The organism is Streptomyces stoeckheimensis, from assembly GCF_045822005.1.
Taxonomy (GTDB): domain Bacteria; phylum Actinomycetota; class Actinomycetes; order Streptomycetales; family Streptomycetaceae; genus Streptomyces; species Streptomyces stoeckheimensis.
This window is the reverse complement of the sequence record NZ_CP169550.1, coordinates 58,801-83,855: the sequence shown is the minus strand read 5'-3', so window position 1 is coordinate 83,855 and position 25,055 is coordinate 58,801. Positions and strand designations below refer to the sequence as shown.

Here is a 25,055-nt window from a genome sequence, read left to right as displayed (position 1 = left end):
GCGAGGTCAGGCGGCCGTCATGAAGCCTGCAAGCCTGCCCACCCGGTGAGTCATTGTCCGATTTAAACGCATTTATCGCAGATGCCTGAAAAGGGGTTCTCCGGGGCTTCGGTGTGTAGTCCTTGAGTGTGCAGACTTTGCGGACTCATAGGAATGTTCGCCGGGCAGCAACCTGCCAAACCAACTTGCTGCCAGCTCAGACAGAGAGAAGACGCAGGAATGTGCCACATCATCGATTGGAATGTTTGGGGTGGCTCGCGGTTATGTCGCCGCCCCCTATGCGCATCAAGGTCTACCCAGATTCGATAGCCCCTGACCGGTTGCGAGACGTCAGCGAAGGTGACGCCGAGCGGTCGTAGTAATGAGAGGTCCGATGCACCCGACAGAGTCTTCGACTCGGCACATCCCCGACACCGGCCTACCCCACGAGCACCACCTGTCCCCACAATGCACCTGCGGGGCGACGGTCTGGCTTACAGGGCTCCCGAGTGCGGGCAAATCCACCATCGCGCGGCTACTGGCAGACCGCCTGCGCGATGTCGGGAGAGGCGTACACGTCCTCGACGGGGACGAGGTGAGGCGAGAGGTCACCACCGATCTCGGCTTCAGCAGGCAGGACAGGGAAGCCAACGTCCGCAGGATCGGCGTCATGGCCGAGGTACTCACCGCGAGCGGCCTGATCACCTTGGTACCGGTCATCGCCCCCTACGCATCCAGCAGGGCCTCGGTGCGCGCCCGGCACGAAAAGCAGGGGCTGGCCTTCCTGGAAGCACACGTGGCCACCCCAGTCGAGGTGTGCTCCATGCGAGACGTCAAGGGCCTGTACGCGAAGCAGCTGGCCGGTGAGCTCGCCGGCCTCACCGGGGTTGACGACCCCTACGAGACGCCGCTTGCGCCGGACATCCGACTCCACGCCCATACCCAAAGCCCCGTGGCCTCCACGGACACCCTATGGAACCTCCTCGCGGAGAAGGGCCTGATATGACGACCGCGACCCTGCCTGCTATCAGTGGTCACCTCGACGCCCTCGAGTCGGAGGCCGTGCACATCTTCCGCGAGGTGGCGGGTGAGTTCGAGAAGCCGGTGATCCTGTTCTCGGGCGGCAAGGACTCCATCGTCATGCTGCACCTGGCGCTGAAGGCGTTCGCGCCGGCGCCGGTGCCGTTCACCCTGCTCCACGTGGACACCGGCCACAACTTCCCCGAGGTCCTGGACTACCGCGACCGCGCGGTCGCCAAGCACGGTCTGCGCCTGCACGTGGCCTCCGTCCAGGAGTACATCGACGCCGGCAAGCTCCGCGAGCGTCCCGACGGCGTCCGCAACCCGCTGCAGACCGTCCCCCTCACGGAGGCGATCCAGAGCCGCAAGTTCGACGCCGTCTTCGGCGGCGGCCGCCGCGACGAGGAGAAGGCCCGCGCCAAGGAGCGCGTCTTCTCCCTGCGCGACGAGTTCTCCCAGTGGGACCCGCGCCGCCAGCGGCCCGAGCTGTGGAACCTGTACAACGGACGCCACGCGCCGGGTGAGCACGTGCGCATCTTCCCGCTGTCCAACTGGACCGAGCTGGACGTGTGGCAGTACATCGCCCGCGAGAAGATCGAACTGCCGGAGATCTACTTCGCCCACGAGCGCGAGGTCTTCCAGCGCAACGGCATGTGGCTGACGGCCGGCGAGTGGGGCGGCGCCAAGGACGGCGAAGCCACCGAGACCCGCCTGATCCGCTACCGCACCGTCGGTGACATGTCCTGCACCGGTGCCGTCGACTCCGACGCCACCACGCTGGACGCCGTGATCACCGAAATCGCCGCTTCCCGCCTCACCGAGCGGGGCGCGACCCGCGCCGACGACAAGCTGTCCGAGGCCGCGATGGAAGACCGCAAGCGCGAAGGGTACTTCTAGAAATGACCTCCACCACCGAGCAGTTCGCCGATCTCTCGGCGACCACGCTGCTGCGCTTCGCGACCGCGGGCTCCGTCGACGACGGCAAGTCCACCCTGGTCGGCCGCCTCCTGCACGACTCCAAGTCGGTCCTCACCGACCAGCTGGAAGCCGTGGAGCGGGTCTCGGCCAGCCGTGGTCAGGACACCCCCGACCTGGCGCTGCTCACCGACGGCCTGCGGGCCGAGCGGGAGCAGGGCATCACCATCGACGTGGCCTACCGCTACTTCGCGACCGCCCGGCGCCGGTTCATCCTGGCCGACACCCCCGGGCACGTGCAGTACACCCGGAACATGGTCACCGGCGCCTCCACCGCCGACCTCGCCGTGGTGCTCGTCGACGCCCGCAACGGCGTGATCGAGCAGACCCGCAGGCACGCCGCCGTCGCGGCCCTCCTCCGGGTCCCCCACGTGGTCCTCGCCGTCAACAAGATGGACCTCGTGGGCTACGAGGAGACCGTCTTCGCATCGATCGCCGAGGAGTTCACCGCGTACGCCACGGGCCTCGGAGTCCCGGAGATCACCGCGATCCCGATCTCCGCCCTGGCCGGCGACAACGTGGTGGAGCCCTCCGCGAACATGGACTGGTACGGCGGCCCCACGGTGCTGGAGCACCTGGAGACGGTCCCGGTCAGCCATGACCTCACCGCCTGCCCGGCGCGTTTCCCGGTGCAGTACGTGATCCGCCCGCAGACCGCCGAGAACCCGGACTACCGGGGCTACGCGGGTCAGATCGCCTCCGGCGTGCTGCGCGTCGGCGAGGCCGTCACCGTCCTGCCGTCGGGCCGCACCTCGGTCATCGAGGGCATCGACGCGCTCGGCGAGAGCGTCGACATCGCGTGGGCCCCGCAGTCGGTGACCCTGCGTCTGAAGGACGACATCGACATCTCGCGCGGCGACCTGATCGCGCCGTCGTCGAGCTCCCCCGCCACCATGCAGGACGTCGTGGCGACGGTCTGCCACGTGGCGGACCAGCCCCTCGCCGTGGGCGCCCGGGTGCTGATCAAGCACACCACCCGCACGGTGAAGGCGATCGTCAAGGAGATCCCCTCGCGGCTGACCCTGGACGACCTGTCCCAGCACCCGAACCCCGGGCAGCTGGTGGCCAACGACATCGGCCGCGTCGTCGTCCGTACCGCCGAGCCGCTCGCGCTCGACTCGTACGCCGACTCGCGCCGCACCGGGTCCTTCCTGCTGATCGACCCCGCGGACGGCACGACCCTGGCGGCCGGAATGGTCGGCGAATCCTTCGCCTCCACCGCCGGGCCCGAAGACGAAACCGTCCAAGCTGATGAGGAAGGGTGGGACTTCTGATCATGAAGAGCATCGAAACCTCCACCAGGTCGGGGCAGGCCCGAATCCCGAGCCGCCGCCTCTTCGCTCCCCTTTCGCTCTGCCTGTTGGTGGCCGTGCTGGCCTCGTGTGGCTACGGGTCCGAGGCCGCCGGGTCCCGTGGTGACCGGGTTGGCAAGGACGCAGCCGCGAGCAGGGACCGCGCCGCGCTCTCCGCCCCCGAGGTGCGGATCGGCTACTTTCCGAATCTCACCCACGCGACCGCCTTGGTCGGAGTGCAGGAGGGACTGATCCAGAAAGAGCTAGGCGGAACCGAGGCCAAGACCCAGACCTTCAACGCCGGCCCGTCCGAGATCGAGGCCCTCAACGGCGGCTCTCTCGACATCGGCTTCATCGGCCCCTCGCCGTCGATCAACGCCTACGTCAAGTCCAAGGGTAGGAACCTCCGCATCATCTCCGGCTCCACCTCCGGCGGCGTCAAACTCGTCGTGAACCCTGCGAAGATCAAAACCCTGGACGACCTCAAGGGGAAGAAGATCGCCACCCCGCAGAAGGGGAACACCCAGGACGTCGCGTTCCTCAACTGGATCTCGGAGAAGGGCTGGAAGGTCGACCCGGAGTCTGGGAAGGGTGACGTCTCCGTCGTCCGCACCGACAACAAGGTCACCCCCGATGCCTTCAAGCAGGGCTCGATCGACGGCGCCTGGGTCCCCGAGCCCACCGCCTCCAAGCTCGTCGCCGACGGCGGCGCCGTCCTCCTCGACGAGACCGCCCTGTGGCCCGACAAGAAGTTCGTGATCACGAACATCGTCGTGTCGCAGAAGTTCCTCACCGAACACCCGGACGTCGTCGAGTCCGTGCTCACCGGCACCGTCAAGACCAATGAATGGATCAACGCCAACAGGGACAGGGCCAAGGAGTCCGCGAACAAAGCTCTCAAGAACCTGAACGGCAAGGCCCTGGACCCCCGGGTCGTCGACTCGGCATGGCCCTCGATCGCGAGCACCGACGACCCGCTGGCCGCGACCTTGAAGACCCAGTCGGAGTGGGCGGTGAAGACCAAGCTCATAGACGAGCCCGACCTGGACGGCATCTACGACCTGACACTCCTCAACAAGGTACTGAAGGCCGCAGGCAAGCCCGAGGTCTCCAACGCCGGTCTCGGCCGGACGAGTTGACCGATCAGGTCTCGCACACGGAAAGGAACCCCCCTCGCATGGCTTTCACGCACGGTGTGGCGACTCGGTCGCCATCGACGCCCACGGATGCAGCACGTACACAGGCATCGCCCTCTCCATCAGCTCAGGAGGTGACGGCCGCCACGCTCGCCCGATCCACCGACGACATCGGCGCCACCGCGGCAGTCACCCGTGCCGCCCGAATCGAGCACGTCTCGAAGTCGTTCCCCGGCCCGGCCGGCCCCCAGCTCGTCCTCGACGACATCACCCTCGACATCGCCCCCGGCGAGTTCGTCACCCTCCTCGGCGCCTCGGGCTGCGGCAAGTCCACACTGCTGAACCTGGTCGCGGGGCTGGACGCGCCGAGCGCGGGCTCCATCGAGACCCCCGGCGGGCGCCCGGCCCTGATGTTCCAGGATCACGCGCTGTTTCCCTGGCTGACGGCCGGGAAGAACATAGAGCTAGCCCTGAGGCTAAGGGGGGTGGCCAAGGCCGACCGCAAGCCGGAGGCTGAGCGGCTGTTGGAGCTGGTCCGGCTCGGCGGCTCGTACGGCAAGCGGGTCCACGAGCTGTCCGGCGGCATGCGCCAGCGCGTGGCCCTGGCCCGGGCCCTGGCCCAGGACAGCCGACTGCTGCTGATGGACGAGCCGTTCGCGGCCTTGGACGCCATCACCCGGGACGTGCTCCACAACGAGCTGACCCGCATCTGGGAGGAAGAGGGCCTGTCGGTCCTCTTCGTCACCCACAACGTTCGCGAGGCCGTCCGGCTCGCGCAGCGAGTGGTGCTGCTGTCCTCCCGCCCCGGCCGCGTGGCCACGGAATGGCGGGTGGCCATCCCGCAGCCGCGCCGCATCGAGGATGCGGGCGTCGCAGAGCTGTCCCTCGAAATCACCGAGCACTTGCGTGGGGAGATCCGTCGCCATGGCCAGAACTGAGACCGCCTTCGGGCGGAAGACCGCCCCGGGCCGCGATCGCCCGGACGACCTCGCCGGCCTGGAGGCCGGACTCGACGCGTTGGACGCTGTCGAGGTCCGCCGCGCCCCGGCCCGCGAGGTGCTCGTCAAGAAGGTGCTGCCGCCGGTCGCCGCGATGGCGCTCGTGTTCGCCCTCTGGCAGGCCCTGGTCACTGCGGAGGTCGCCGAGCCCACCACGCTGCCCCCGCCCGGCGCGGTCTGGGACGGCCTGGAGAACATGTGGCTGCAAGGCACCCTCCTGGAGGTCGTGTGGACCTCGGTCTCCCGCGGCCTGCTCGGCTTTGCGGCGGCCCTGGCGATCGGCACGCCACTGGGCCTGCTCGTGGCCCGGATCCGCTTCGTGCGTGCCGCGATCGGCCCGATCCTGCAGGGCCTGCAATCCCTGCCCTCCGTGGCCTGGGTGCCGCCGGCCGTGATCTGGCTCGGTCTGAACGATTCGATGATGTACGCGGTGATCCTGCTCGGCGCGGTTCCCTCCATCGCCAACGGCCTGCTGGCGGGCGTGGACCAGGTTCCGCCGCTGCTCATACGCGCAGGCGGGAACCTCGGAGCCACCGGTTTCAAGGGCATTTGGCATGTGGTGATGCCAGCAGCTCTGCCCGGCTACCTGGCCGGCCTCAAGCAGGGCTGGGCGTTCTCCTGGCGCTCCCTGATGGCCGCCGAGATCATCGCCAGCTCTCCCGACCTGGGCCTGGGCCTGGGCCAGCTCCTCGAAAACGGCCGCAACAACATCGACATGCCCGGTGTGTTCCTGGCGATCTTGCTGATCCTGGCCGTCGGCATTTCCATCGACCTTCTGATCTTCTCGCCCCTACAGAGATCACATTTCAAGAAGATAGGGATTATTTCGGATGATCTGTAGGATGCTTCGAATGGCGGATGATTCAAAGAGGGGAAGGTGAGGTCGTGTACCTCATTCGAGCCGAGCTGAAGAGTCGAAGGGATTCTCACTCGGAATTTTCCTCGCATGCCGCATCGGCCGTCGAATCAATTAAAAAAGAATGCACGAAGGGTGGGTCGGTGCAGCATGTTCGCGCCGTGACAATCCCCGGCGGGCTTGTTGTTTCCATGTTCATCGTCGCCGCCACATTGAGTGAAGCAGAGAAATCTATGGAGGAGTCCTTGATGGTGGCCTTCAAAGATTTCAACCTCTTGGACGTCAAAATGAACCCTTATCCACTCGTTGGCATCTGACCGCGAGATATCAGGGAGGCGGAAACTGAATGCGATGGGGAATGAAATCCGCTAAGGGATTTTGGCGAGATCGCTTGTGATACTATTGCCTGCAATCAATCAGGGTCTAGAAGATGGGCGAGTGTGCGATGGGCGGCCTGGAGGGGCTTGGACTCACAGATTCCGCTGAGCGGGTCTATCGGGCCATCGTTACCCATCCGGAGATGGGCGTGCAGGAAATCAGCCGTGGGGTCGGGATGGACGACGAGGTGGTTCGCTCATGCATGGACGAGCTCGCCGACCTCGCCTTGGTCAGGCCGACGAGCACTGCCCGGCAGTCCGTTCTGATCAGCCCCAAAGTCGCCTTGGAGGCGCTGGTCACCCAACGTAAGGCCGAACTTTTCCGGGTGCAGCACGAGCTGGAACTGAGCAGTGTCGCAGCTTCCGAACTGGTCGCCGAGATCGGAGCACACCCCTATGCTGGTGCAACCGAGGGAATTGAAGTCCTCAGAGGCGTAGATGAGATTAGGGGGACTTTGGAACGACTCTCTTTCGGCATTTCATCGGAAGTCCTGGCGATTATTCCGCTCTCCCGCCTGGACCCGGATGGAATGGAATCGAGCCGCGTTCTCGACGAGGGCCTCATGCAGCGCGGCGTAAGGCTGCAGACGTTGTATTTGGACAGCATCCGCAACGACAGGGCTGCTCGCGACTATGCCTCCTGGCTCACTGAACTCGGTGGTGAGGTGCGGACCGCCGCGGTTCTCCCGAGACGGCTGACGGTGATCGACCGCGAGATGGCGATCATCCCGGTCGATTCTCAATCGCAGGAAGCGCTGCTGGTGAGAGTGGCCGGTGTGGTCGACGCGCTGATCGCAATGTTCGGCAGTATTTGGAACTTCGCAGACCCGTTGGGCACTTCGGACCAGAGAACCGATGAGGGAATTACGTCGCAAGAGCAAGCGCTGCTGAGGCTCCTGGGATCCGGTCTCACCGACGAGGCGGCCTGCAAGCGCCTAGGAGTATCCCTTCGAAGTGTGCGTCGAATGATGGCAGACCTGATGGTTCGCCTGGAGGCTGGAAGCCGGTTCGAAGCCGGAGCCAAGGCCGCCCAACGGGGCTGGATCTGATACCCACTGCGCTGGTGCCTGTAGGCAGCCAATGGTGTGGCATGTGCGAGGCCTGCGGGGGACTTTGTCTGCTGACTGACGCTGACGTTCACCCGCCAGGATGGTTCGCCTCCCACAAACCCGATGGCGGCCCGGCCGTGAGCGGCGGAATGCTCCCGCCTGCAGCCATAGCATCGCCTGATGCGCAACATCGACACACCAGACGTCAATGAGGCCGTGAGCGAGATGGTGCGGGTACTCGGACCGCACGACGCGAAGGACTGGTCGGTGCCGGCGGGTTCGCTGGAATGGAGCTGTTGGACCACGGCCGCCCACATCGCCCATGACCTGATCGCCTACGCCGGGCAGGTCGCCGCCCGCCCTACGGCCGCCTACCTGCCCTTCGACCTCGCCGTCCGCACGGACAGCTCCCCGCAGGAGGTGCTCCAGGTGGTCACCGCCTGCGCGGGGCTGCTCGCCAGTGCGCTGGCCACAACCGGCCCGGAGGCTCGGGCGTGGCACTTCGGTCCTTGCGACCCATCGGGCTTCGCCGCGATGGGTGTCGCCGAGGTCCTCCTGCACACCCATGACATCACCCAGGGGCTGGGAGTGTCGTGGCTGCCTCCGGCCCCTCTCTGCGACGCGGTGCTCCACCGTCTCTTCCCCGACGCCCCGCCCGGTGACCCGGCGCGGGTTCTCCTCTGGTGTACCGGCAGGGGCGACCTGGACGGCCGCGCGCGCCGAACCTCATGGACATGGCAGACGGCAGTAGCCGAGTGATCGGAACCACGACCGGCGGCCGGGACGAGCCGTATCTCAGCAGTGCATCAGCAAGAGGAAGGGTTCCGCATTGGGTCATGGAGGTGACCCCGGCCAAGCCAATCGCGTCGAGATGGCCGTCGAGGCGCATGAAGACGCCGAAGGGTTGGCAGCCGATGACTTCACCAGCGACGGGAGTTCCGACCGGTAGTTCGACGACCGTGCGGTCCCATGCGGTCTGGGCTCGGGCCGTCTACGGCATGCCTGCCGCCGAGCTCGTCCACCGATTGGTCCCACTCGTCGCTGTGCGGGGCTGCGTCCAAGGTTGGTGCGGTCGCTGACGGAACTCGGTTGGGTCGTCTGCACCTCACCGAGCGGTTTCGCGGTGAGGTGGGCCTGTCGCCGAAGACCTTCGCCCGAGTCATGGACCCTGCGGACCGCCCCCGTGCACCTCTACTCGCGGCGCAGAGATCCGGGCCCGCAACGAGTTGACCAGTCGCCGGCCGGTGACAGTCGCTCTCCGCTGGCCCGCACGAAAACAAGCCTGCCGTCTTCGAAAGCGATTCGATCACTGGCGGCCAGGAAAAACGGACTCGCCAGCTCGAAGGCGAATCCGTCGTCAGTCTCGAAGTCCTTCACCAGTACCAACCGCGAGGTCGGCGTGGCTCCGTCAGCTACCAGGCGCATGCCGAGGTGATCCCACGCGGCCTGGGATCACCTCGACCCCGTTCAGCGGCTGACCAACGGCCCAGACGTCAAAGATCGAGTTGGGGCACTACGCCGACCCGGCCGCCCGAAAGGTGGCCGCCACGCTGCTGCCCGCGCCGGTCCTCGTTCAGGCCGCCCTGCTCTCCGCGCTCACCCACCTCGTCCCGGACGCCGATGTCGCCGAGATGGGCTTCGCGGCCCGGCTCACCGCCGCTGCCCCCGAAGCCGTCGGTGACTTCGCCGCCTTCCTCGCCCGAGCCACCGGCTCTGCGGCGAGCCGGGGATGAGCGGCGGCCATGAGGACGAACTCGTCACCTTCTGAGCTGGTGGTGCGTCGGTCGCCAGCACGCGCCCGCACGGAACTCTGGTGCACCGTCCGGCCGTCACAACCCAGAAGTCGACTACTTACCGTCACATCAGGGGTGTCACGCCCCCTGTCACGCCTGGCGGACGACCGCGACAGCATCCATCACAATGTGTCCGCATTTGAGGCGTTCGGAGTGTCGGATTGGGCCTCCACCCCCACCCTGGGGCCTTTCGGCGTGACAGCGTGACACCCCGCCCGACAGCAAAGGCTGACCGTCACACTCCGCGACCGAAGCTGACCTGTGACAGCGAAGCCGGGCCGCTTGCCATCGAACTTGGATTGATGGCTGTTTGTGTCACTGAAGATGGACCGCCGCAGGTCAGTGAGGTGAAGGTCGGCACGGGCACAGGTCAGCGGATGGACCGCGGACGTACCCGGGCCGACCCGCTCTCGGAGCGTGCCGTACGTGAGCCAGCTGTGCTGTGGGCGGGCCCCACGCTCGCTGAACAGAGCTCGCGTTGTGGCCCTGGACTGCGGTAACGCCTCTCATAACGCAGGGTGGGGACGCTCTGCCTGCCGCGTGGCGGGTCAGTACAGCTTGTTCACGGCGGTCCGCAAGGTGTTCTTCCATTCGGTGACCGGCGGGTCCCCCCAGTAGCTCTGCCACATGTTCAGGGTGACAGTGTCTCCGTCGCGGCCGACGCCCCAGAGGTAGTTGTAGTGCGGGCGGTCGGACGCCTCGGCGTCGAAGGTGTACATCCCGTGCAACGTCGCCCCTTCCTCCACGTCGAGTACGCCGTGGTCGTATCCGGTGGCGGTCACCCCGGGTTCCTGCGGGCGGTTCGCGCACTCGGCGTAGCTCTTGCGGGTCTCTTCCGCGAAGGTGATGGCTTCCGCTTCGGTGGCGAAGACCACCACCTTCTGCTCGGCGTAGGCGGTCTCCGCGGTGCTGAAGTCCCGGTGCCAGACGTTTACCTCGGGCATGCCTTCCGGCCAGTTCGCCAGACACTCGTGAGACATGCCCCAGCCCCGCGCGACCGGTGCCGCGCGCCACGACTCGGTCTTGGGCAGGTCGGAGATGTACAAGGTCCCCGGCCGAGGCCGCCACTGGTCGGCGCTCGCCGCCGGCCCAGATGCCACTGCTACCGCCACCACCGCGGCCCCCATTGCGATACCGGTCCCGCGCATTCGCCCTCGTACCCCCATGATGTGTTCCTTCCCCGAAGTGTTCCGATCGCTTGCCGACCCTTTGCCGGGCGGCGACTGCACTGGATTCCAGAGTGGGGCGACAACGTCTCCTGAGCCGGGGCCTTCGGTAGCGGTGACCCAAAAGACCGTTCGCACTGGCCGAAACCGACGAACTGGTTCAGGGAGGGGGCACAGCTCCGGCGAGCAGGGGCTCCAGTCGCACAAGGACTTGTGGCTCACTTCCCTGACTGGATCGGAGCCAACGGGAGTACGGCGGCGATTGGCCGACCAAGCCCGACCGCGTGGTGACGGGCCTGGGGAGACGAGGCCGCGGGAGCCGTCGAGGACGCCTCCTGCGGAACATGCCAGCGACGCTCACGTACGGCACGCTCCGAGAGCGGGTCGGCCCGGGTACGTCCGCGGTCCATCCGCTGACCTGTGCCCGTGCTGACCTTCACCTCACTGACCTGCGGCGGTCCATCTTCAGTGGCAGGTGGTGTGCGGCGGCCTACCTGCCGCCACCCGTCCGAGCGTAGCCGCGACGTCTCGCGATCTCGTGTGTGCGGCGCCGACTGCTTCAGAGTCGCGCAGGCGGCCTGGGCGGCTCAGCGGTCGCCAGTGTGCGGGCGGACGGGAGGTGGCAGTGGCTGGCGCCAGTCGCCCAGTCTCGTGAGGAGAAACTGGCGGGCGAGAGAACGTATGTCGTCCCACACGGGATCTGTGGCCAGGGCGTTGTCCCAGAGGCCGACGCGGCCGCCGGCATCGATCTCGCCGAGGCGACGGCCGATGGCCCGAAGGTTGTGCAGATCCTCGGGCTTGAAGACTCCGCGCTCCGCGAGTCCTTCTGAGACTCGGCAGAGTAGCTCTACCTCTTCAACGACGCCCTTCGTGTCCTCCTCACGCTTGCCCAGCCAGGCAAGTTGATCTGGGGTGTCGGCTGCCAGGAGGGCCATAAAGCGCATCGTCCAACTGCGCAGGCGTTCGTCGCCGAGATGGTTCACACGTGCAGGATCTCACCTGGCTTCCGCAACCGCGTTCGAGGGCACGGAGGGAGGGCAGCGGCCGACGCGGCGCCCCGTGGAGGGTGAAGCTCGATCGCTGCTGCCGTAATCGAACAGCACCGGACAGAGGTGCCTCCCGAAGTCGTGAACATCTGCCGTCCGTTCTCATTAACAAAGCCACTCGGGAATGCCGCAGTTGCACGGACCGGTCACGCCACTGATGTGCGCTTTGACCGATGGCGCACCGCTGATCGGTCACGGCGCCCGCGTGACCGACCCCGATGACCGGTCACGCGGGCGGGCAGTCCACCGGCGAGCAGGCTTGCCCGGCCTGATCGCCGAGTGACCAGGATGCTGCCGTCGGGTGCCCAACAGGATGGTGGCCGGCTGTCATCAGCGCGCACATTCCATTCTGCGCACCCTTGCTGCCATTGCTCTGGCGGGCGCCGCCCTGTCGCTGGCTGGACCCGTCCATGCAGAGGACACCTACGGCGGCGAGGAGCTGTCCGTCACGGACTTCGCTGAGCCGCGTGTTGTTTCCTTTCTCCCGGGCGGCGTGGACGAGACCTGGATCGTCGCCTTCTGAGCGGACCGCGACTGCACCTGCACAATCTCCAGGGGCCGCCATCGCGGCGGCCCCTGGGCCCGTTTTCGAGCGGTGGTCGGCTGAGCCAGAGCCAGCCCGCTCCACCCGCGAAGAGGCCCCCGGCAGGCAGCGTCGGGGGTCTCTTCGCGATGAGGTCTGTCCTACTTGAACTCAACGTTCCCGTCTGCGGTCCAGAGGGAGTTGCCGACCAGTAGCCATTCTTCGTTGCCGAGAGTGCTGCGCGTCGATGCCCCCGTTTCCTCCCGAGCGCTGAGGACATCGTCGTCAGCGTGTGCGGCGCCGGAGAAGGACAGTGCAGCTGCCGCCAGGGCGAGCGCGGCGCATACGCGCGTGGTGTTGTTCATGCCCTGTAAACGATCTTCAGTCCATCCGGGTCACGTCCGTCCGCCGCTCAGGGCGTGCCGGTGCGTGGCGCGCGGGCGTCCTGCACCTTCCACAGGCTGCTTCGCCGGCGCCGGGGACACCGCGCATGTCAAGGGCGCTCTGCGAGCCCGGGCGCGCCAGCCGGAGGGCGGGAGCGGGAGTGGTCGATGAGCCTGCTGAAGGCGATCGACGGGGCTGCCGATGACGGGGCCGGTCATGTCATGGGCCGCCTCTAGCCTGTCGCTATGCAGACCACTCTGATGATTTATGACGGCGCCGCTCCGGCCGATTCCGACGTCCTGCGTACCGGGGGCGTGCCGCTGGCACCTGCCGGATTCGCCTGGCCCCTGTGCGGCTGCGGGGGACCGCTTCAGTTCTTCGCCCATCTCCCCGTCGAGGACGGTGTCCTGTCGGTGTTCCTGTGCCAGAACGACCCCGGGGCGTGTGAGTTCTGGGACGCGAGCTCCAGCGCGAACAGGGTCCATCTGTTTCCCCGGGAGGGACTGCAGCCGGTAGCCGTACCCGAGGCGGGACTGACGCTGCTGCCCGCCACCTCGGCCATCCGCACCCACGTCGTGACGATCGACCGCGAAGATGCCTGCGACGAGGAAGGGATCGAGCCTGACGCCTACGACCTTGCCCGATCGGGATGGAAGCGGGAACCCGAAGAACGATTCGGGAAGCAGCGCGAAGTGCTTGGGTCACTCGGAGGCAGCCCCTCCTACCTTGAGGACGACCGCCTGCCCGCGTGTCCCTCCTGCACCGGCACCATGGAGTTCGCGGCGCACTTGGAGGAGGGGATGACCTGGGAGACCGCGATGAACCTCGGCGGTCAGCTGGGCTACGTCTTCGTCTGCCGCCCTTGTCGCGAGGGAGCCTTCCTCACGGACTGAGGGCCACCTGTGAGGGGTACTGACGGTGGCACTGTCGCTCGCCGGTTTCGGAGCCATGGTGCAGTCAATACGCCATTTCCGGCAGGGTCCGGCCTGGCCGGGAGCCCACGTGACCGGGCGCGGGCGGGTGGTGGGGGTCTGCTCGGTCATGCTGCGCTCCGAGCCGTGAGGGCGGGGGTGTGGGCGAGGGTGGTGGAGGTCCGCTCCCGTTCCTTCTGGAGGGCGAGGAGGTCGTGAGGTTTACCGATCGACCTGATGACTAGACGAGCTCTGAGCTGCGGCAATGAGTTGCGTACATGTTCGCGACGATCTGTGAGGATCCTGATGCGAAGGAGCTCGAAGGAGGCCCGTCCATACATCGCCCTCGTGAGGCATTTGACTCTGTTGAGGTGGCTGTCGACGGTCGGTCAATTCGGCCCTGGAGCTGATCTTGTGACGGTCGCAGCTGGCAGACATTAGGGATGCCCAGTGGTGGTCGGGCGCTGGTATTCGATGAGGAGCACGTATCCGTGCTCGTCGGCGCCTCGGCGATTGCCGGACCGTTCATGGTAGGGGGCGCCAGCATCGTCATAGGCCAGGCGGGGACGGTAATCATCGTGGAAGCGATTGACACCCCGCCAGGAGCGGTGTGTGGAGCGCTGAGGAGGTCCGTCTGATCAGGCCCGCACCGGCCCCCGTCACAGAGCGACTGATGGGGTCGCCATGGGACACGGACGACAGCTCGTTGCCGATCCACATCGCGGTCCGCCTCGGAGAAGAGGTCCGCACCTGGGCACTGCCAAGGTGAGCCAGGCCAGCACATCCGACGGCGTCCTCACCCACTGTGAAATGCGGCTTGAAGAACCCTTGAGTCGCCAACTCCTCAACCGGGTACGCCCACCGCGGTCCCCGGTGGACCTGCCGGGCCTCGAGTGGCTCAGGAATGTGAACGGTGACCGTACGGCAGCGCTGGAACAGTTCGTCACCGGCTGGTACCCCCGCCGCAGACGCCACCGAACCACCTGCCAACTGCTCTCCCTCACGCCTGCCTGCTGGGCTGCGGCAGCTGTACCGGCTTGCGAAGCAGCGGCCGGGCGCCCTCGGAACCCAGAACAGCATCCTGCCCGAGCCAGACCTGCACACCGACCACCTGGGGGAGATGCTCGTCTTCGGCGTTGAGAACCACGGAGGCTTCTTCTGGTCACTCCTGTGGACGCTCGACGGTCCCGAGGCCGATCCGACCGTCTGGTTCCGTGGATTCGACGAGAAACCGATCTCAGAACAGGAACCGCTCAGCGGCTTCCTGATCCAGTTCTCCCTCTTCGAGGCTTCCATGACTGCCGACTACCTGGCGCTGCCGCGCAGACTCACGGCAGCACAGGCCGCTCAGGTAACCGAAGTGCTGCACCTTGTGCCCTTGCGTCCCTTCTGGCCGTGGGCACCCACTCACTTCTACGTGGCCCCTGGCCTCGTCGTGCATGTCAGCAGCGAGGACGGCGAAGAATTCGATGTCTGGGCCGGCGCCGGTCACCGAAGCGCTCTGGCACCGCTGGCCGACCTGCCCGTCGACTGGATCCGTTTTGACGGCTGACGTCACAAGATCAGCGACAGAGTCGTCAATTCCCCATATCAAACGATTCCCCACCGTCTCGCGCCCAGCCGCTGTCCGGTCAGGTCGGCCGACGGGGGTTCAGAGTGAACGTCAGTCGAGACGAGCGTCGAGCTCAGGTCGATGCGGTGCGCGCGCGAATGCGGTGCGCGGTCCGCAGTCCCTGCTTGGCGGCGGTTGCCACGAGGCCGCCGAGGGCGGTTCTGGCGAGGTCGTGGGCGGCGAGGTGTTCCAGTGCGGGCAGGGCCCGGTCGTCGGCTGTTGAGCCGAGAGCGCGGCAGGCCAGTGCTCGGAGGTCCGGGTCGGGATCGGTGGTGAGGGCGATCAGGTCGTCCACCACCGGCGGGCCGAAGGCGGCGATCGCTGAGGCGAGATGGTTGGCCTTCGGGTTCCGGCGTTCCAGCATGGCCTGCCAGAGCACAGCGAGTGCCCGGGCGCCGCCGATTTGGCCGAGCGCCTGGGCGGCCCTGCTGCGTACCCAGTTGGTCTCGTCGTTCAGCCGGGCTGTCAGGGCGTGCACGGCGGCTTGTTCCTCAAGGAGGCCGAGCGCCTCGCAGGCACCCTCGCGGACCATCGGATCGGGATGCTCCAGCAGGGCGGTGATCAGCGGAACGGCCCGGCGGAAGCCGAGTTCGGCACAGGCGAGCGCTGACCAGCGCACCCCGTGGTGCCCGGTGTCGGCGAGCGCGCGCAGTAGGCCCGGTTCGAGGCTCGCGTCGCTGAACAGGGCGATCCGGTTGAGTGCCTTGGTCCAGACGGTGACATCCTGCGTCCGGTGGTCGGAGGCGATCTCGGACAGGGCCGCGAGGGCCTGCGGATGGCCGAGCTCGGCCCACTCCAGCAGGGCGTCGATCGCCCGCAGCCGGGTCGTGCGGTTCCTGTTCAACTCGGCGGCGTGGACGGTGACGAGGGATGTCGGCCCGTCCGGCGGGTGGCCGAGTGCGTCCCCGAGCGGGCCGGCGAGCGGTGGTTCGAGCTCGCCCAACCACAGGGCCAGTGGGCCGATTCGGGTGCCGACGTCCGCGTCGTAGTGGCCGTCGCCCCGCAGGTTCGCGGCCAGCTTGGCGACCGTACGGAACAGCAGCTGTGCGCGGTCCGATGGGGAATCAGCGAGGGCGTCGAGTCGGCCGGACATCGCCGCGGTGACGGCGGTCGGCGGGCGACCGGTGGCCTTCAGGACCGCCTCCGCCCAGGCGAGTGGCTCGCTCTGACGCTCGTAGAGCTGGCGACCCCACAGGCGGAGGACGGCGTCACGGTGGTCGGTCATCCCAGGATCGTTCCAGCAGGGAACACCGACAGCCAACGGTTATTCCTCGCGGTCGGTCGGGTGCGGTCGAGCGCCGCCCGAAGAGCGTTCACGAAATCGCGGACAGAGCCTGCGAAATCCCCAGTGTCGCTCTCGTTGCCCAGTTGATTGAGCTGGTCAAGGGTGTGGGGAAGGTGGGGAGAGGGAAGCGCATGCGCGTCGGCTCTGCCACGCAGTGGTGTCGGACCCGGGTGAGATCCTGTCGATCGCATGTCCTCTTACGAACGGAGCTGCTGGCGATGGGTGTTGACTTTGATGCCGCCTGGTGTGCGACAGATCTCGGCGACCATCGCCCCTGCCGCTATACGTATGAGAGGTATCCCTACGACACCCTGCCGCCTCTGGGTAGGAAGCAGCTCACAGGCGTGTTCCAGTGGCTGGGCGATCCAGGCGAAGTCGTCGCCGAGCGGGCGGCGAAGGTGCGGCAGCTGGAGGAGAGGCTGGCTGCCGAAGGACTGACGTTGCCGAAGGACTTCGTCACCTTCCACGTCTCGTCGAACCTGCGAGAGGCCTTGGATTCGGTGTCGGTGACTGGTTGCTGGAGCAGCCTTTCCGATCCGCTGCCGAGCCCAGTTGAGCCGGGTGCGTTCGTCGTCCGCTTCTTCCGTGACCAGCAGGACTGCGTTCTTTGGTACCTCTACTTGCGCCCGTCTGGCGAGGTCTTCGTGGTCAACTCCTACCTTGACTACGAGTACGAGTACGAAGCGCGGGACTCGGAGGACTCCGAGCAAGAGAGCGAGCTGAACGACGTTGCCGCTCAGAAGGCCGAGATCCTTTGGTGTGCTCCCTCCTTCGAGCACTTCGCCTACCGCTTCTGGCTTGAGAACCGTCTCTGGCGCGCTGTGAACGGCGTGGGCGATGTGTTCCTCGACGTCGAGATGCAGGAGTATCTGGACCACTACGAGGCCGCGTCGCCCCAAGAACGGCTCGGCCGGAGGGTCGCGGGCCAGATCTGACCCGGCAGTCCGTCGGGCCCAGCACCCCTGACCTCCCAAATCGCAAACGCTGCACGGAACTTGCGAACCCTCTTTCGGGAGGGTGCATAGGTGCGCAGTTGCGAAGGAGGGGCTCGAGCCGACTGTCACATCTGACAGGTATGGCGATGTCACCTTGCCGGCCTACACATGAATGTGGCTCTGGCAAGACGGAGATCATTCGGGCCGGGGATGGCCCCGGCCGCGAGGAGGACGCAGGCCCGTCTTGGCGGGGCGCCACCCCTGGCGTGCAGCTGCGACACCGATGAACGCCGTGCGCGCAACCCGAACGTCGATCTCACCGCCCCGCACCGCAAGGTCCTGTAACCATCCCGTACATGCGGTCTCGCCTTCGGGTCGGGCATGGGGCTGGGGCGCGGTCGGTTGACCATGCCCGGCCTTGAACAGAGTGGTGACGGCGCCGAACCGGGGCCACTTCGAATTCAAGGCCGCTTTCACGGGTGCCGAGGAAGTCCGGACCTCCTACGAGCAGGTCGACTACGGGCAGAGCTTCGCGAGCATCGACTTCGCGACCACGCTGAACGGTGTGAAGATCGAGGCGTCCGACCGCATCTACGTCCTCATCACGCCGGCCCGCATCGCCCTGGACTCTTCGAAGGCCACCGGCGCCTACGCGACGCGCGGCAAGATCAGAGGCACGGTTACCTGGAAGGCCGCCGACGGCACGTGGGAGCCGGTCCCGGCCGGCAGCCGGGTCTTCGGCGGCACGATGGGCGAAATGACCACGGACAGCGCCGGCCGGTTCACCGGGACCCCCACGTTCCTCAACGACGGCACCTGGACGGTCAGCGAAACCTCGGAGTGGCTGACCGCATCCGCCCGGTCCGTGACGGTCGACACCACGGCGGGGACCCGCTTCTCGCACCACACCGCCTCCGTGGACTCGAAGAAGACCGTGTACGTGTGCTCCGCCTTAGAGCGCTTCGAGATCCCGGCGGGCGCCACCTCGCTGAAGGTTGAGGTCCAGCACTCGGTGGACGGCAAGACCGGCTGGACCACCCGCAAGAGCGTCGACGTAGACGTGCCCACCGAGCCCGGCACCAACCGCGAGGCGTTCGTCAGCACGACGCTGCCCTACCCGGGCTCCGCCTACATCCGCCTGCGGTACGCGGGCACGAAGGCCATCCACGGCTGGACCAACCCCGGAGATCAAGGTCGCCCGGACCATGACCGCCATCCCGCAGTTCAACGCCTCGCCCAAACCGGTCAAGAAGGGCCAGCCGCTCACCGTCACCGGCAAGCTCAACCACTCCGACCCGACCTGAGCCCTTCGGCGGCCAGATCGTCAACTACTACTTCCGGCCCGCCGGATCGAACACCTGGAAGCTCATGGGCAACTCCGAGAGCCCGCTGAGGGGCTGACGGCTATCGGGTGCCGCTCGGCACCTGGAGCGTGAACAGGCCGCATTCACAGCCGCCCTTGCCGGTGCCGCAGGAGCCCTTCGGGGGCTGTAAATCGTTCGGTGTAACTCCCGATCAAGGAAGATGCAACGATGACCAGTGAGAACGTGACCGAGGCCGAGGCCGAGGCCGGTGAGGCAGCAGACCCGCAGCGGTCGAAGGCGGTGGATACGCGAGGGCCGGGCGACTACGAACCCCCGGCCCTCGCAGCCGACCTCCGTAGCCGCGATGCGGCCGGATGCACCGTCAACGCGGGCCGTTCTTACAGCCCAGTTGGTGACCGGTGGCAGGCGCGCCTTCGATGGTGTTGCGGTCGTAGTGGACCTCGTGGACGGTTACCGGGCTGGTGCCGAGCGCGACGTCGACGATCGCGTCATGCCCGGGAACCCGTTCGAGACGGGCTCCGGGAAGGGCGGTGGCGAGCGTGGTCGCGCCGCGTTCGGCGCCGGGGGCGTAGCGGATGACGGGCGGGCCCGCGGGGCGTGTGGCCGGTGCGGTCGCGGAGGTGTCGGTGACCTGGAAACCGGCGGCCCGCAGAGCGAGAGCCACCCCGGCGTCGTCCACGCGGGCCTGCACCTTCTCAGGTCTGGCGGGCGTGCCGGATGCCGGCTGGATGCGGGCGTCACCCTTGATGGGCTTGTCTGCGGCGAGGGCGGACCACAGGGCCGCGGAGCGGGGCTGATCCCACAGCAGCGTCGAGCCGACTCCCGGGACCCGGTGGTCGAAGACGCTGATCGGGACGGTGGCGAACTCCCTCTGGCTCGGCTTCATCCGGCCCAGTGCCCATCCGATGCGGACCAGGTCAGCCAGGCTGGTATCCGGGTCGATGCGGACGGACTGCAGCAGGGTGCGCGCGGTCTGTACGGCGGCGAGCGGGCCGGAGAGGGCATCGCGCGTGGTGAGGCGTGCGATGAGATCGGATGCGAAGCGCTGCTGGCGCCGGACGCGTCCGAGATCGCCGGGGTTCTCGATGTGGCGGGCGCGGACGTAGCGCAGGCTGCCGCGGCCGTCGACCTCGTGGATGCCGGTGGTGATGTCGAGGCCGGAGTTGACGTCCTTGAGGGGCTTGTCGGTGCAGATGACGGCACCGCCCAGGTCGTTGACCGCCTGTTCGAAGCCGGTGAAGCTGGTTTCGAGGTAGTGGTCGATGCGCAGACCCGTGACCTTCTCGACGGTGCGGACGGTGAGGGTGGCACCGCCGATGGCGTAGGCACCGTTGATCTTGCCTGACCGGGCGGGTGCCCCGTCCTCCGGGTAGGTGACGTAGGAGTCGCGCGGGATGGAGACGACACTGGCGCGTCGTTCGTCCGCGGATAGGTGGACGAGCATCATCACGTCGGTGCAGTTGCACCCTTTGCCGCCGACGTTGAGGCGGTTCTTCTCGGCCCTTGACAGTCCTGCTCGGCTGTCGATGCCGACGACGAGGATGTTGGTCCCAACGCCCGCGCCCGCTCCCGGTGTGGGTGCCGGTGTGGGGTGTGCGGCGGGGGCGAGCGCGGTCAGTGTGACGAGGGCGGAGAAGAAGACGAGGGAGGTACCGAGTCTGCGCATGACGGCCTTTCGGGGTGTACGCGGCTTTCACGGAGTCCGGGTCCCGGCCGGGGGAGGAGGGGGAGGGCCGGGGGACCTATGGGGCGGGTGTGGTGGTCGCCGGGTCTGCCGGGTAGTGGGTCGCCACGTTGTCGGCCGCCGGGCGGCTGGCCCCGGCCGGGCCCTGAGCGAAGGCGCGGAGGACGTTCTCGGTGACGGCGCGGGTGAACGAGTGGGCCCGCGCGTCCAAGCCGTGGGGGGCGCCGGGCCCGCCCGCGTCCAGTGCCTCGACCCAGCGCATCGTGCCGGTGGCGAAGACTCCCGCGCCACCGGGCAGGGTCAGGTATGCCGTGTTCGCGTGGCTCCGGTGTCCTTTGCGCACCACCGGGGAGTGCGAAAGGATCTCGATCGGTCGCGGGGTGGGATGACGGGTGTTCACCCGGTCGTACTCGACCCCGACGAGGTGGGGAATGGACTCGCCGAGCCGGGCACCGGTCCCCGCGAGGAGCCAGTGGTGCGGGTGAGTGACCACGTAGGGAGCATCGACCGGGTAACCGTCGTAGATGACTCCGAGGAGCTTGCTCTCGGCATCGGCCGCCGGGGAACGCCGGAAGTCGTTCGTGGGCGGGAGTCCGCGCCGGTAGCCCGGGTCCCGGGCGTAGTCGTCCTTGTAGCAGACCACGATCCGGTCGGAGCCGAGTGACGAGGGTTCGTAGCGGATGCGGCGGTAGCAGCAGTTGGCTCCGAAGACCGCCAGATTGGTACCGGCGTCCCGTGCTCGGGCCACATGGAGGCGTTGCTCCGGGCTCCAATACTCGTCGTGTCCCAGGGAGAGGATCGCGGCCGCCCCGCACAGGAGGCTCGGGTCCCGAGCGATGTCGGCCCCGGTGGCGTAGGCCAACGGAAGGCCCATGCGTTCGGCCAGTGCTACGAGCGGCGCTTCGTAGACGAGGAACTGACCGGATCCCTGGCCGCCGGCATAGGGGCGGTCGAAGGAGACGGCCAGGGAACGGGAGGCCTTCTTCCCGGTGGTTCCCTTGTAGAGGTCGGCGCCGCCCCAGCGGTTGTACGCCTGCCAGGTGGCCACGGAGTTGACGATCACCAGGCGGCCGGCCGTGGAGGCGGAGCGGATGGTGAGCGGTACGTACCGCTGCGCCCGGCCGTCGGCGGTATCCAGGCGCAGGAGGTAGCACCCTTCGGGCCAGGCGGCGGTGTCCAGCCGGGCGGAGGGCTGCCATGCGGCATGGGCCATGCGGGTCGCGGCGTCGGTTTCGGTCCGGGGCTGGACTGCTCCGGGCAGCGGTGAGGAGCGCCAGACCAGGCGTCCCCGGGCGCCGCCGTACCAGCCCATGCGGAACGCGGAGACGGTGAAACGGGGCGCGGTGGTCGACACGTGCAGGTTCACCGGTTCGCCGGCCAGGACGCTGGCCCGCCCGGCGAAGCCCTCGATGTCGCCGGCCGCTCCCGTACGGGTCACGCGCCAGTCGGCCGTGCCGGTGAGGGCGTTCTCCCCGGCCACGTCGAGGCCGCAGCGCGGGGCGGCCGCGTGCGCGGCGCCGGCGGCGCCGGCGGCGCCGGGGAAGTGGACGGCGCCCAGGGACGCGGCGGCGAGGGCGAGGAGGCGTCTGCGGCCGGTCGAGCGGGGAGGAGGACCCGTTCCCGCACCTTCGGCCGCCGGGGGCTGCTCCATTCGTCTCTCCCGGGTACCTGTTCCGCTGCCTGGCTACTGGGGGTTGTCGTCACACTCCCGTCTGCCTCGCCCTTCGGGCGACGACGGGAGTGTGACGACAACCCCCAGTAGCCAACCCCGCGGCCCGCGCATGCGACAGGCTCGCCGCCAACGAGGGATCGGCCCCTGGAAGAGTCAATGCCGATGATCCACACAGCCCATCGGCGCGGTGCTCGTACCATCCCCCGTCGTACGACGACGCTGGCTCAGCCGCGCTGACGGGCAGGCACGCGGCGGGGCTGTTCTGCTGGGGGAGCCGGTGGTCGCGGGGATGCCCAGCTGGCGAGACTGCACCAGATCGGTGAGGTCGCGCTGGGCTCGGGCGACGCCGCGGCGGGCACCAGGGAGTACCCGTCGCTCGCGCTCGTCTCGGGCGACGGCCGCTTCGTCTGGGCCGCGGTCTGGGTGAGCAACCTCGTCACCACCCTGTCACCGTCCGACGGCCCCGAAATGTGAATGGGAGCGTCGGTGGCATTCGTTGGGCGTCAGCCGGGTCCGCGTGGTTGTTCCTGGTCGGGTCGTGCAGCGGTTCAGATCCTGGCTGTCATGGCGTGACTAGTCTGCTGCCATGGGCTGCATAGCAGCAGGGTGGGTGGCTGTTACGGGGGTTGCCCATACATGTGTGCGGCTGGCTGGGGTGGGGGTGCGCTCGTAGGGTCGCGAAGCGCTCGGGTGCGGGCGCCGGCTGGGGCCGCCCCGCCTTTCACTCCTCCCGGGCCCGGACCGGGCATCTCCGCCCGGCCGCCGGCCTCGTGGTGGGAGGGTGCGTGCGTGGACGCTACGTGGTGGGATCGGCGTGTGTACGGGTGGGAGCCGGATGATCCGGAGACCGGCCCGAGGCTGGGTCACGACTACGTGGAACTGGTGGGCGGCCCCTTGGAAGGCATGCTGGTGGACGTGACGGGGTGGCGTCCGCAGGAGGTGGTGGACGGAGCGTTGCTCATGTCGGAGCACGGCCACCTCGGAGCAGCGTCCCGGGCGAGTCCCGCATGCGGGACTCGCCGTTCTGGAAGAGCGAGCTCGGTGGCTGCTACTGGAGACCGCCGGCAATGGGGACCGTGGCGGCGGCGGGCAGCACGACGGAGTGGCCGGCGGGGAGGAAATGGCCCGTGGCGTGGTTTTCGCCCCTGGCGTTGCCGAGGAGTTGGCCGCCGACGCCGAGGCCCAGACCGTGCAGGATGTGGTTGAGATCGATGCCGAGGATGTTGGCCCCAGCGGCGCTGCTGGGACTGTTCGCCGTCGCGGCCTCGGCGTGGGCAGCTCCCGACGTGGTCAGGACGGCTCCCGAAAGTGTGAGTGCGACAAGTACGCGCTTGGTGTTGTTCATACAGGGATGAACGATCTTGGAGCGCACTGGTCACCACGCCTTCCGAAGAACAAGGACCGCATGCCCGGCGCTCACAGCAACCGCTACGCGATCAGCGCGGACACGCTGGCCGCCGGCCTCCTGTTCACCGCGACCCACGCCCCATCCCGCCGTGCAACGTCTTCGGCGACCTGAGGGTCCTCACCCCCGCAGAAGTCCTCCACTACACCGACCACGCCCTGCTCGCATGGGTTGGGGTGCAGTGGCGTTTCGGCGGTGAATCGGACGGCCCGGGGGAGTGAACTGCCGCTCTGGGCTCTGAACCAGCGCACCGGCTTCCGGCACTGGACTGCCGTGACCTGCCCGACGACGCATGCAACACCCGTCAGGAAGTCTTGTTGGCGGAGGCGGTGGTGTATCCGGAGATCGGGCCGGGCTGCACCTGGACCGACCAGGTACGGGCAGCTGCCGCCGGCTTCGCGCGCCGACACCAGAGGGCCGACGGACTGTGGAACACCTGGCTCTCCCACGACGACACCCCGGCCCCCGACGTCGTCGCCCACATGAGCGCCGGCATCGAGGCTGCCGCCCTGCCCGGCATCGACCTCACCTTGGCCCGCACCTGGCTCGCCGCCCTCGGCGCCGGCGGCCACTGGAACAGCGACTGGTACGTACCCCCCCCGCCTACGGCGCGGCCGAGATCAGCACCACCGCTCACCCACACATCCCGCACCACCCCAACCTGAAGACCCTCCTGGCCGCGCAGCGCCCCGACGGCGGCTGGCCCCGCATCGAAGTCGAGCCGTACTCCAGTCCCACCGCCACCGGCCTGGCCCTGACCACCCTCGCCGCGCACCACGGCAGCCGCCTCCGCGCCGGCGACCCCGCCCTGCGAGACGCCGCGCGAGACACCGTGCGCTTCCTCATCGAGACCCAGAGCGCCGACGGCACCTGGAGCGACCGGCCCGTCATGTACGGGCCCCGGCCGTTCCTGACTGTCACCGGCACCCCGGTCCACGCTCTGGCAGCCCGCGGACTGCGCGACGCACTCACCGCGAACCTGGAGAACGGTCCGTGCTGACGAGCCCCGCCCCCACCGACGCCCCCACCCGCGAGCTCCTGGCCGCCCTGCGGCCGGCGGCCGCCGTCTTCGACTTCGACGGCACCCTGGTCGACACCAGCACCCTCAACACCGACGCCATCCACGCCACCTTCACCGACCTCGCCCTCGCCGTTCCCACGCGTGGCTGAACACGGCCCCCCTCGCCGACCTCGACGCCCTACGCGAACACCTGCACACCGACCACGGCATCCAACTCACCTGCTCCAATAGTGAGTTCGTTGCTCGCACCCGCGCCCACTGGCTCACCCGCAGCTTCCAGGCCCGGCCCGTGCCACGCGTCATCGCCGCGGCCCGCCACCTGGCGGCCACTGTGCCCACCGCCGTCGCCTCGGCCAACGACGGCCAGGTCGTCCGCGCCGGCCTGACCGCGGTGGGCCTGGCCGACCTCTTCGACGTCCTCGTCGCCCGCGAACAGGTCACCCAGCTCAAACCCGCACCCGACGCCTACCTGCTCGCCGCAGCGCAACTGGCCACCGACCCCCAACGCTGCCTCGCGTTCGAGAACACAGCCGAAGGCATCACCTCGGCCCGCGCCGCCGGCATTCCCGTCATCGACATCCGAGAGGAGACCGGGACCGTCCAATAGACCG

26 protein-coding genes and 1 pseudogene are annotated in these 25,055 nt (G+C 67.9%); 20 read left to right on the top strand and 7 right to left on the bottom strand.

Annotated elements, in window-relative coordinates; all coding sequences use genetic code 11:
- Positions 1–373: 373 nt before the first annotated feature.
- The 11 genes and pseudogenes from cysC (at position 374) to ACE1OC_RS00335 (ending at position 9,415) form a co-directional block, all read left to right on the top strand.
- Positions 374–985: an adenylyl-sulfate kinase gene (gene cysC / locus ACE1OC_RS00385; RefSeq protein ID WP_407835208.1), complete on the top strand. Its 612-nt coding sequence runs from the start codon at positions 374–376 to the stop codon at positions 983–985.
- Complete coding sequence (cysD, locus tag ACE1OC_RS00380) at positions 982–1,896, top strand: sulfate adenylyltransferase subunit CysD (protein WP_407835207.1); 915 nt, start codon at positions 982–984, stop codon at positions 1,894–1,896. The genes cysC and cysD overlap by 4 nt, the downstream gene beginning before the upstream one ends.
- A 2-nt stretch (positions 1,897–1,898) precedes the next feature.
- Entirely contained in the window at positions 1,899–3,248 is a 1,350-nt protein-coding gene (locus ACE1OC_RS00375) for a sulfate adenylyltransferase subunit 1 (protein ID WP_407835206.1), read from the top strand.
- A gap of 2 nt (positions 3,249–3,250) precedes the next feature.
- Complete coding sequence (locus tag ACE1OC_RS00370) at positions 3,251–4,405, top strand: aliphatic sulfonate ABC transporter substrate-binding protein (RefSeq protein ID WP_407835205.1); 1,155 nt, start codon at positions 3,251–3,253, stop codon at positions 4,403–4,405.
- Positions 4,406–4,572: 167 nt separating this feature from the next.
- Positions 4,573–5,340: an ABC transporter ATP-binding protein gene (locus ACE1OC_RS00365; RefSeq protein ID WP_407841444.1), complete on the top strand. Its 768-nt coding sequence runs from the start codon at positions 4,573–4,575 to the stop codon at positions 5,338–5,340.
- Positions 5,327–6,241 (top strand): ABC transporter permease, encoded by a 915-nt coding sequence (locus tag ACE1OC_RS00360; RefSeq protein WP_407835204.1) that lies wholly within the window; start codon positions 5,327–5,329, stop codon positions 6,239–6,241. Before ACE1OC_RS00365 ends, ACE1OC_RS00360 begins: the two co-directional genes overlap by 14 nt.
- A gap of 44 nt (positions 6,242–6,285) precedes the next feature.
- Positions 6,286–6,573 carry a hypothetical protein gene (locus tag ACE1OC_RS00355; RefSeq protein WP_407835203.1) on the top strand — a complete coding sequence of 96 codons (288 nt, stop codon included), beginning with the start codon at positions 6,286–6,288 and terminating at the stop codon, positions 6,571–6,573.
- Positions 6,574–6,686: 113 nt separating this feature from the next.
- On the top strand, positions 6,687–7,682 hold the full coding sequence (locus ACE1OC_RS00350) for a helix-turn-helix transcriptional regulator (RefSeq protein ID WP_407835202.1): 996 nt from the start codon (positions 6,687–6,689) through the stop codon (positions 7,680–7,682).
- 180 nt (positions 7,683–7,862) lie between these two features.
- A complete protein-coding gene (locus tag ACE1OC_RS00345) occupies positions 7,863–8,441 on the top strand; it encodes a maleylpyruvate isomerase N-terminal domain-containing protein (RefSeq protein WP_407835201.1) in 579 nt (192 codons plus the stop codon).
- Positions 8,442–8,662: 221 nt separating this feature from the next.
- Positions 8,663–8,846, top strand: a pseudogene (locus ACE1OC_RS00340) (AraC family transcriptional regulator); the annotation flags it as partial.
- Positions 8,847–9,187: 341 nt separating this feature from the next.
- Positions 9,188–9,415: a hypothetical protein gene (locus ACE1OC_RS00335; protein WP_407835200.1), complete on the top strand. Its 228-nt coding sequence runs from the start codon at positions 9,188–9,190 to the stop codon at positions 9,413–9,415.
- 608 nt (positions 9,416–10,023) lie between these two features.
- Here ACE1OC_RS00335 and ACE1OC_RS00330 read toward each other — a convergent pair.
- Together ACE1OC_RS00330 and ACE1OC_RS00325 are read right to left on the bottom strand one after the other, a co-directional pair.
- Positions 10,024–10,419: a hypothetical protein gene (locus tag ACE1OC_RS00330; protein ID WP_407835199.1), complete on the bottom strand. Its 396-nt coding sequence runs from the start codon at positions 10,417–10,419 to the stop codon at positions 10,024–10,026.
- Between the two features lie 809 nt (positions 10,420–11,228).
- Positions 11,229–11,624, bottom strand: coding sequence for a hypothetical protein (locus ACE1OC_RS00325; RefSeq protein WP_407835198.1), 396 nt, complete (start codon positions 11,622–11,624; stop codon positions 11,229–11,231).
- A gap of 364 nt (positions 11,625–11,988) precedes the next feature.
- Between ACE1OC_RS00325 and ACE1OC_RS00320 the strand changes: the two genes are divergently transcribed.
- Positions 11,989–12,210, top strand: coding sequence for a hypothetical protein (locus tag ACE1OC_RS00320; protein ID WP_407835197.1), 222 nt, complete (start codon positions 11,989–11,991; stop codon positions 12,208–12,210).
- Positions 12,211–12,371: 161 nt separating this feature from the next.
- Here ACE1OC_RS00320 and ACE1OC_RS00315 read toward each other — a convergent pair whose 3' ends face one another.
- On the bottom strand, positions 12,372–12,575 hold the full coding sequence (locus tag ACE1OC_RS00315) for a hypothetical protein (RefSeq protein WP_407835196.1): 204 nt from the start codon (positions 12,573–12,575) through the stop codon (positions 12,372–12,374).
- A 264-nt stretch (positions 12,576–12,839) separates the two neighbouring features.
- On the opposite strand from ACE1OC_RS00315, the gene ACE1OC_RS00310 reads away from it, so the two are divergent.
- Both ACE1OC_RS00310 and ACE1OC_RS00305 read left to right on the top strand, forming a co-directional pair.
- A complete protein-coding gene (locus tag ACE1OC_RS00310) occupies positions 12,840–13,487 on the top strand; it encodes a hypothetical protein (RefSeq protein WP_407835195.1) in 648 nt (215 codons plus the stop codon).
- Between the two features lie 931 nt (positions 13,488–14,418).
- Positions 14,419–15,057: a hypothetical protein gene (locus tag ACE1OC_RS00305; protein WP_407835194.1), complete on the top strand. Its 639-nt coding sequence runs from the start codon at positions 14,419–14,421 to the stop codon at positions 15,055–15,057.
- Between the two features lie 133 nt (positions 15,058–15,190).
- Here ACE1OC_RS00305 and ACE1OC_RS00300 read toward each other — a convergent pair whose 3' ends face one another.
- The gene (locus ACE1OC_RS00300) at positions 15,191–16,342 is read right to left on the bottom strand and encodes a HEAT repeat domain-containing protein (RefSeq protein ID WP_407835193.1); all 1,152 of its coding nucleotides are present in this window, start codon (positions 16,340–16,342) and stop codon (positions 15,191–15,193) included.
- Between the two features lie 143 nt (positions 16,343–16,485).
- Between ACE1OC_RS00300 and ACE1OC_RS00295 the strand changes: the two genes are divergently transcribed.
- Positions 16,486–17,337, top strand: a complete 852-nt coding sequence (locus ACE1OC_RS00295) for a hypothetical protein (protein WP_407835192.1) — start codon at positions 16,486–16,488, stop codon at positions 17,335–17,337.
- Between the two features lie 418 nt (positions 17,338–17,755).
- Positions 17,756–18,730 carry a hypothetical protein gene (locus ACE1OC_RS00290; RefSeq protein ID WP_407835191.1) on the top strand — a complete coding sequence of 325 codons (975 nt, stop codon included), beginning with the start codon at positions 17,756–17,758 and terminating at the stop codon, positions 18,728–18,730.
- Between the two features lie 293 nt (positions 18,731–19,023).
- Here ACE1OC_RS00290 and ACE1OC_RS00285 read toward each other — a convergent pair whose 3' ends face one another.
- The 3 genes from ACE1OC_RS00285 to ACE1OC_RS00275 all read right to left on the bottom strand — a co-directional run bounded on the left by ACE1OC_RS00285 (position 19,024) and on the right by ACE1OC_RS00275 (position 23,363).
- A complete protein-coding gene (locus ACE1OC_RS00285; protein WP_407835190.1) occupies positions 19,024–20,328 on the bottom strand; it encodes an LCP family protein in 1,305 nt (434 codons plus the stop codon).
- Positions 20,329–20,404: 76 nt separating this feature from the next.
- A complete protein-coding gene (locus ACE1OC_RS00280) occupies positions 20,405–21,997 on the bottom strand; it encodes a N,N-dimethylformamidase beta subunit family domain-containing protein (protein ID WP_407835189.1) in 1,593 nt (530 codons plus the stop codon).
- Positions 21,998–23,066: 1,069 nt separating this feature from the next.
- Positions 23,067–23,363 carry a hypothetical protein gene (locus ACE1OC_RS00275; RefSeq protein WP_407835188.1) on the bottom strand — a complete coding sequence of 99 codons (297 nt, stop codon included), beginning with the start codon at positions 23,361–23,363 and terminating at the stop codon, positions 23,067–23,069.
- Between the two features lie 377 nt (positions 23,364–23,740).
- On the opposite strand from ACE1OC_RS00275, the gene ACE1OC_RS00270 reads away from it, so the two are divergent.
- The 4 genes from ACE1OC_RS00270 (at position 23,741) to ACE1OC_RS00255 (ending at position 25,051) form a co-directional block, all read left to right on the top strand.
- Positions 23,741–24,088 carry a hypothetical protein gene (locus tag ACE1OC_RS00270; RefSeq protein WP_407835187.1) on the top strand — a complete coding sequence of 116 codons (348 nt, stop codon included), beginning with the start codon at positions 23,741–23,743 and terminating at the stop codon, positions 24,086–24,088.
- A gap of 167 nt (positions 24,089–24,255) precedes the next feature.
- Positions 24,256–24,423: a hypothetical protein gene (locus ACE1OC_RS00265; RefSeq protein WP_407835186.1), complete on the top strand. Its 168-nt coding sequence runs from the start codon at positions 24,256–24,258 to the stop codon at positions 24,421–24,423.
- Positions 24,417–24,593: a hypothetical protein gene (locus ACE1OC_RS00260; protein WP_407835185.1), complete on the top strand. Its 177-nt coding sequence runs from the start codon at positions 24,417–24,419 to the stop codon at positions 24,591–24,593. Before ACE1OC_RS00265 ends, ACE1OC_RS00260 begins: the two co-directional genes overlap by 7 nt.
- The gene (locus ACE1OC_RS00255) at positions 24,590–25,051 is read left to right on the top strand and encodes an HAD family hydrolase (RefSeq protein ID WP_407841443.1); all 462 of its coding nucleotides are present in this window, start codon (positions 24,590–24,592) and stop codon (positions 25,049–25,051) included. The genes ACE1OC_RS00260 and ACE1OC_RS00255 overlap by 4 nt, the downstream gene beginning before the upstream one ends.
- Positions 25,052–25,055: the final 4 nt, after the last annotated feature.

Excerpts from the sequence above, each read along its gene's own strand:
- cysC (WP_407835208.1), top strand. The coding sequence starts at position 374 with ATGCACCCGACAGAGTCTTCGACTCGGCACATCCCCGACACCGGCCTA.
- cysD (WP_407835207.1), top strand. The coding sequence starts at position 982 with ATGACGACCGCGACCCTGCCTGCTATCAGTGGTCACCTCGACGCCCTC.
- ACE1OC_RS00275 (WP_407835188.1), bottom strand. The coding sequence starts at position 23,363 with ATGAACAACACCAAGCGCGTACTTGTCGCACTCACACTTTCGGGAGCC.
- ACE1OC_RS00280 (WP_407835189.1), bottom strand. The coding sequence starts at position 21,997 with ATGGAGCAGCCCCCGGCGGCCGAAGGTGCGGGAACGGGTCCTCCTCCC.
- ACE1OC_RS00330 (WP_407835199.1), bottom strand. The coding sequence starts at position 10,419 with ATGCCCGAGGTAAACGTCTGGCACCGGGACTTCAGCACCGCGGAGACC.
- ACE1OC_RS00370 (WP_407835205.1), top strand. The coding sequence starts at position 3,251 with ATGAAGAGCATCGAAACCTCCACCAGGTCGGGGCAGGCCCGAATCCCG.
- ACE1OC_RS00285 (WP_407835190.1), bottom strand. The coding sequence starts at position 20,328 with ATGCGCAGACTCGGTACCTCCCTCGTCTTCTTCTCCGCCCTCGTCACA.
- ACE1OC_RS00310 (WP_407835195.1), top strand. The coding sequence starts at position 12,840 with ATGCAGACCACTCTGATGATTTATGACGGCGCCGCTCCGGCCGATTCC.
- ACE1OC_RS00315 (WP_407835196.1), bottom strand. The coding sequence starts at position 12,575 with ATGAACAACACCACGCGCGTATGCGCCGCGCTCGCCCTGGCGGCAGCT.
- ACE1OC_RS00375 (WP_407835206.1), top strand. The coding sequence starts at position 1,899 with ATGACCTCCACCACCGAGCAGTTCGCCGATCTCTCGGCGACCACGCTG.
- ACE1OC_RS00300 (WP_407835193.1), bottom strand. The coding sequence starts at position 16,342 with ATGACCGACCACCGTGACGCCGTCCTCCGCCTGTGGGGTCGCCAGCTC.
- ACE1OC_RS00350 (WP_407835202.1), top strand. The coding sequence starts at position 6,687 with ATGGGCGAGTGTGCGATGGGCGGCCTGGAGGGGCTTGGACTCACAGAT.
- ACE1OC_RS00360 (WP_407835204.1), top strand. The coding sequence starts at position 5,327 with ATGGCCAGAACTGAGACCGCCTTCGGGCGGAAGACCGCCCCGGGCCGC.
- ACE1OC_RS00345 (WP_407835201.1), top strand. The coding sequence starts at position 7,863 with ATGCGCAACATCGACACACCAGACGTCAATGAGGCCGTGAGCGAGATG.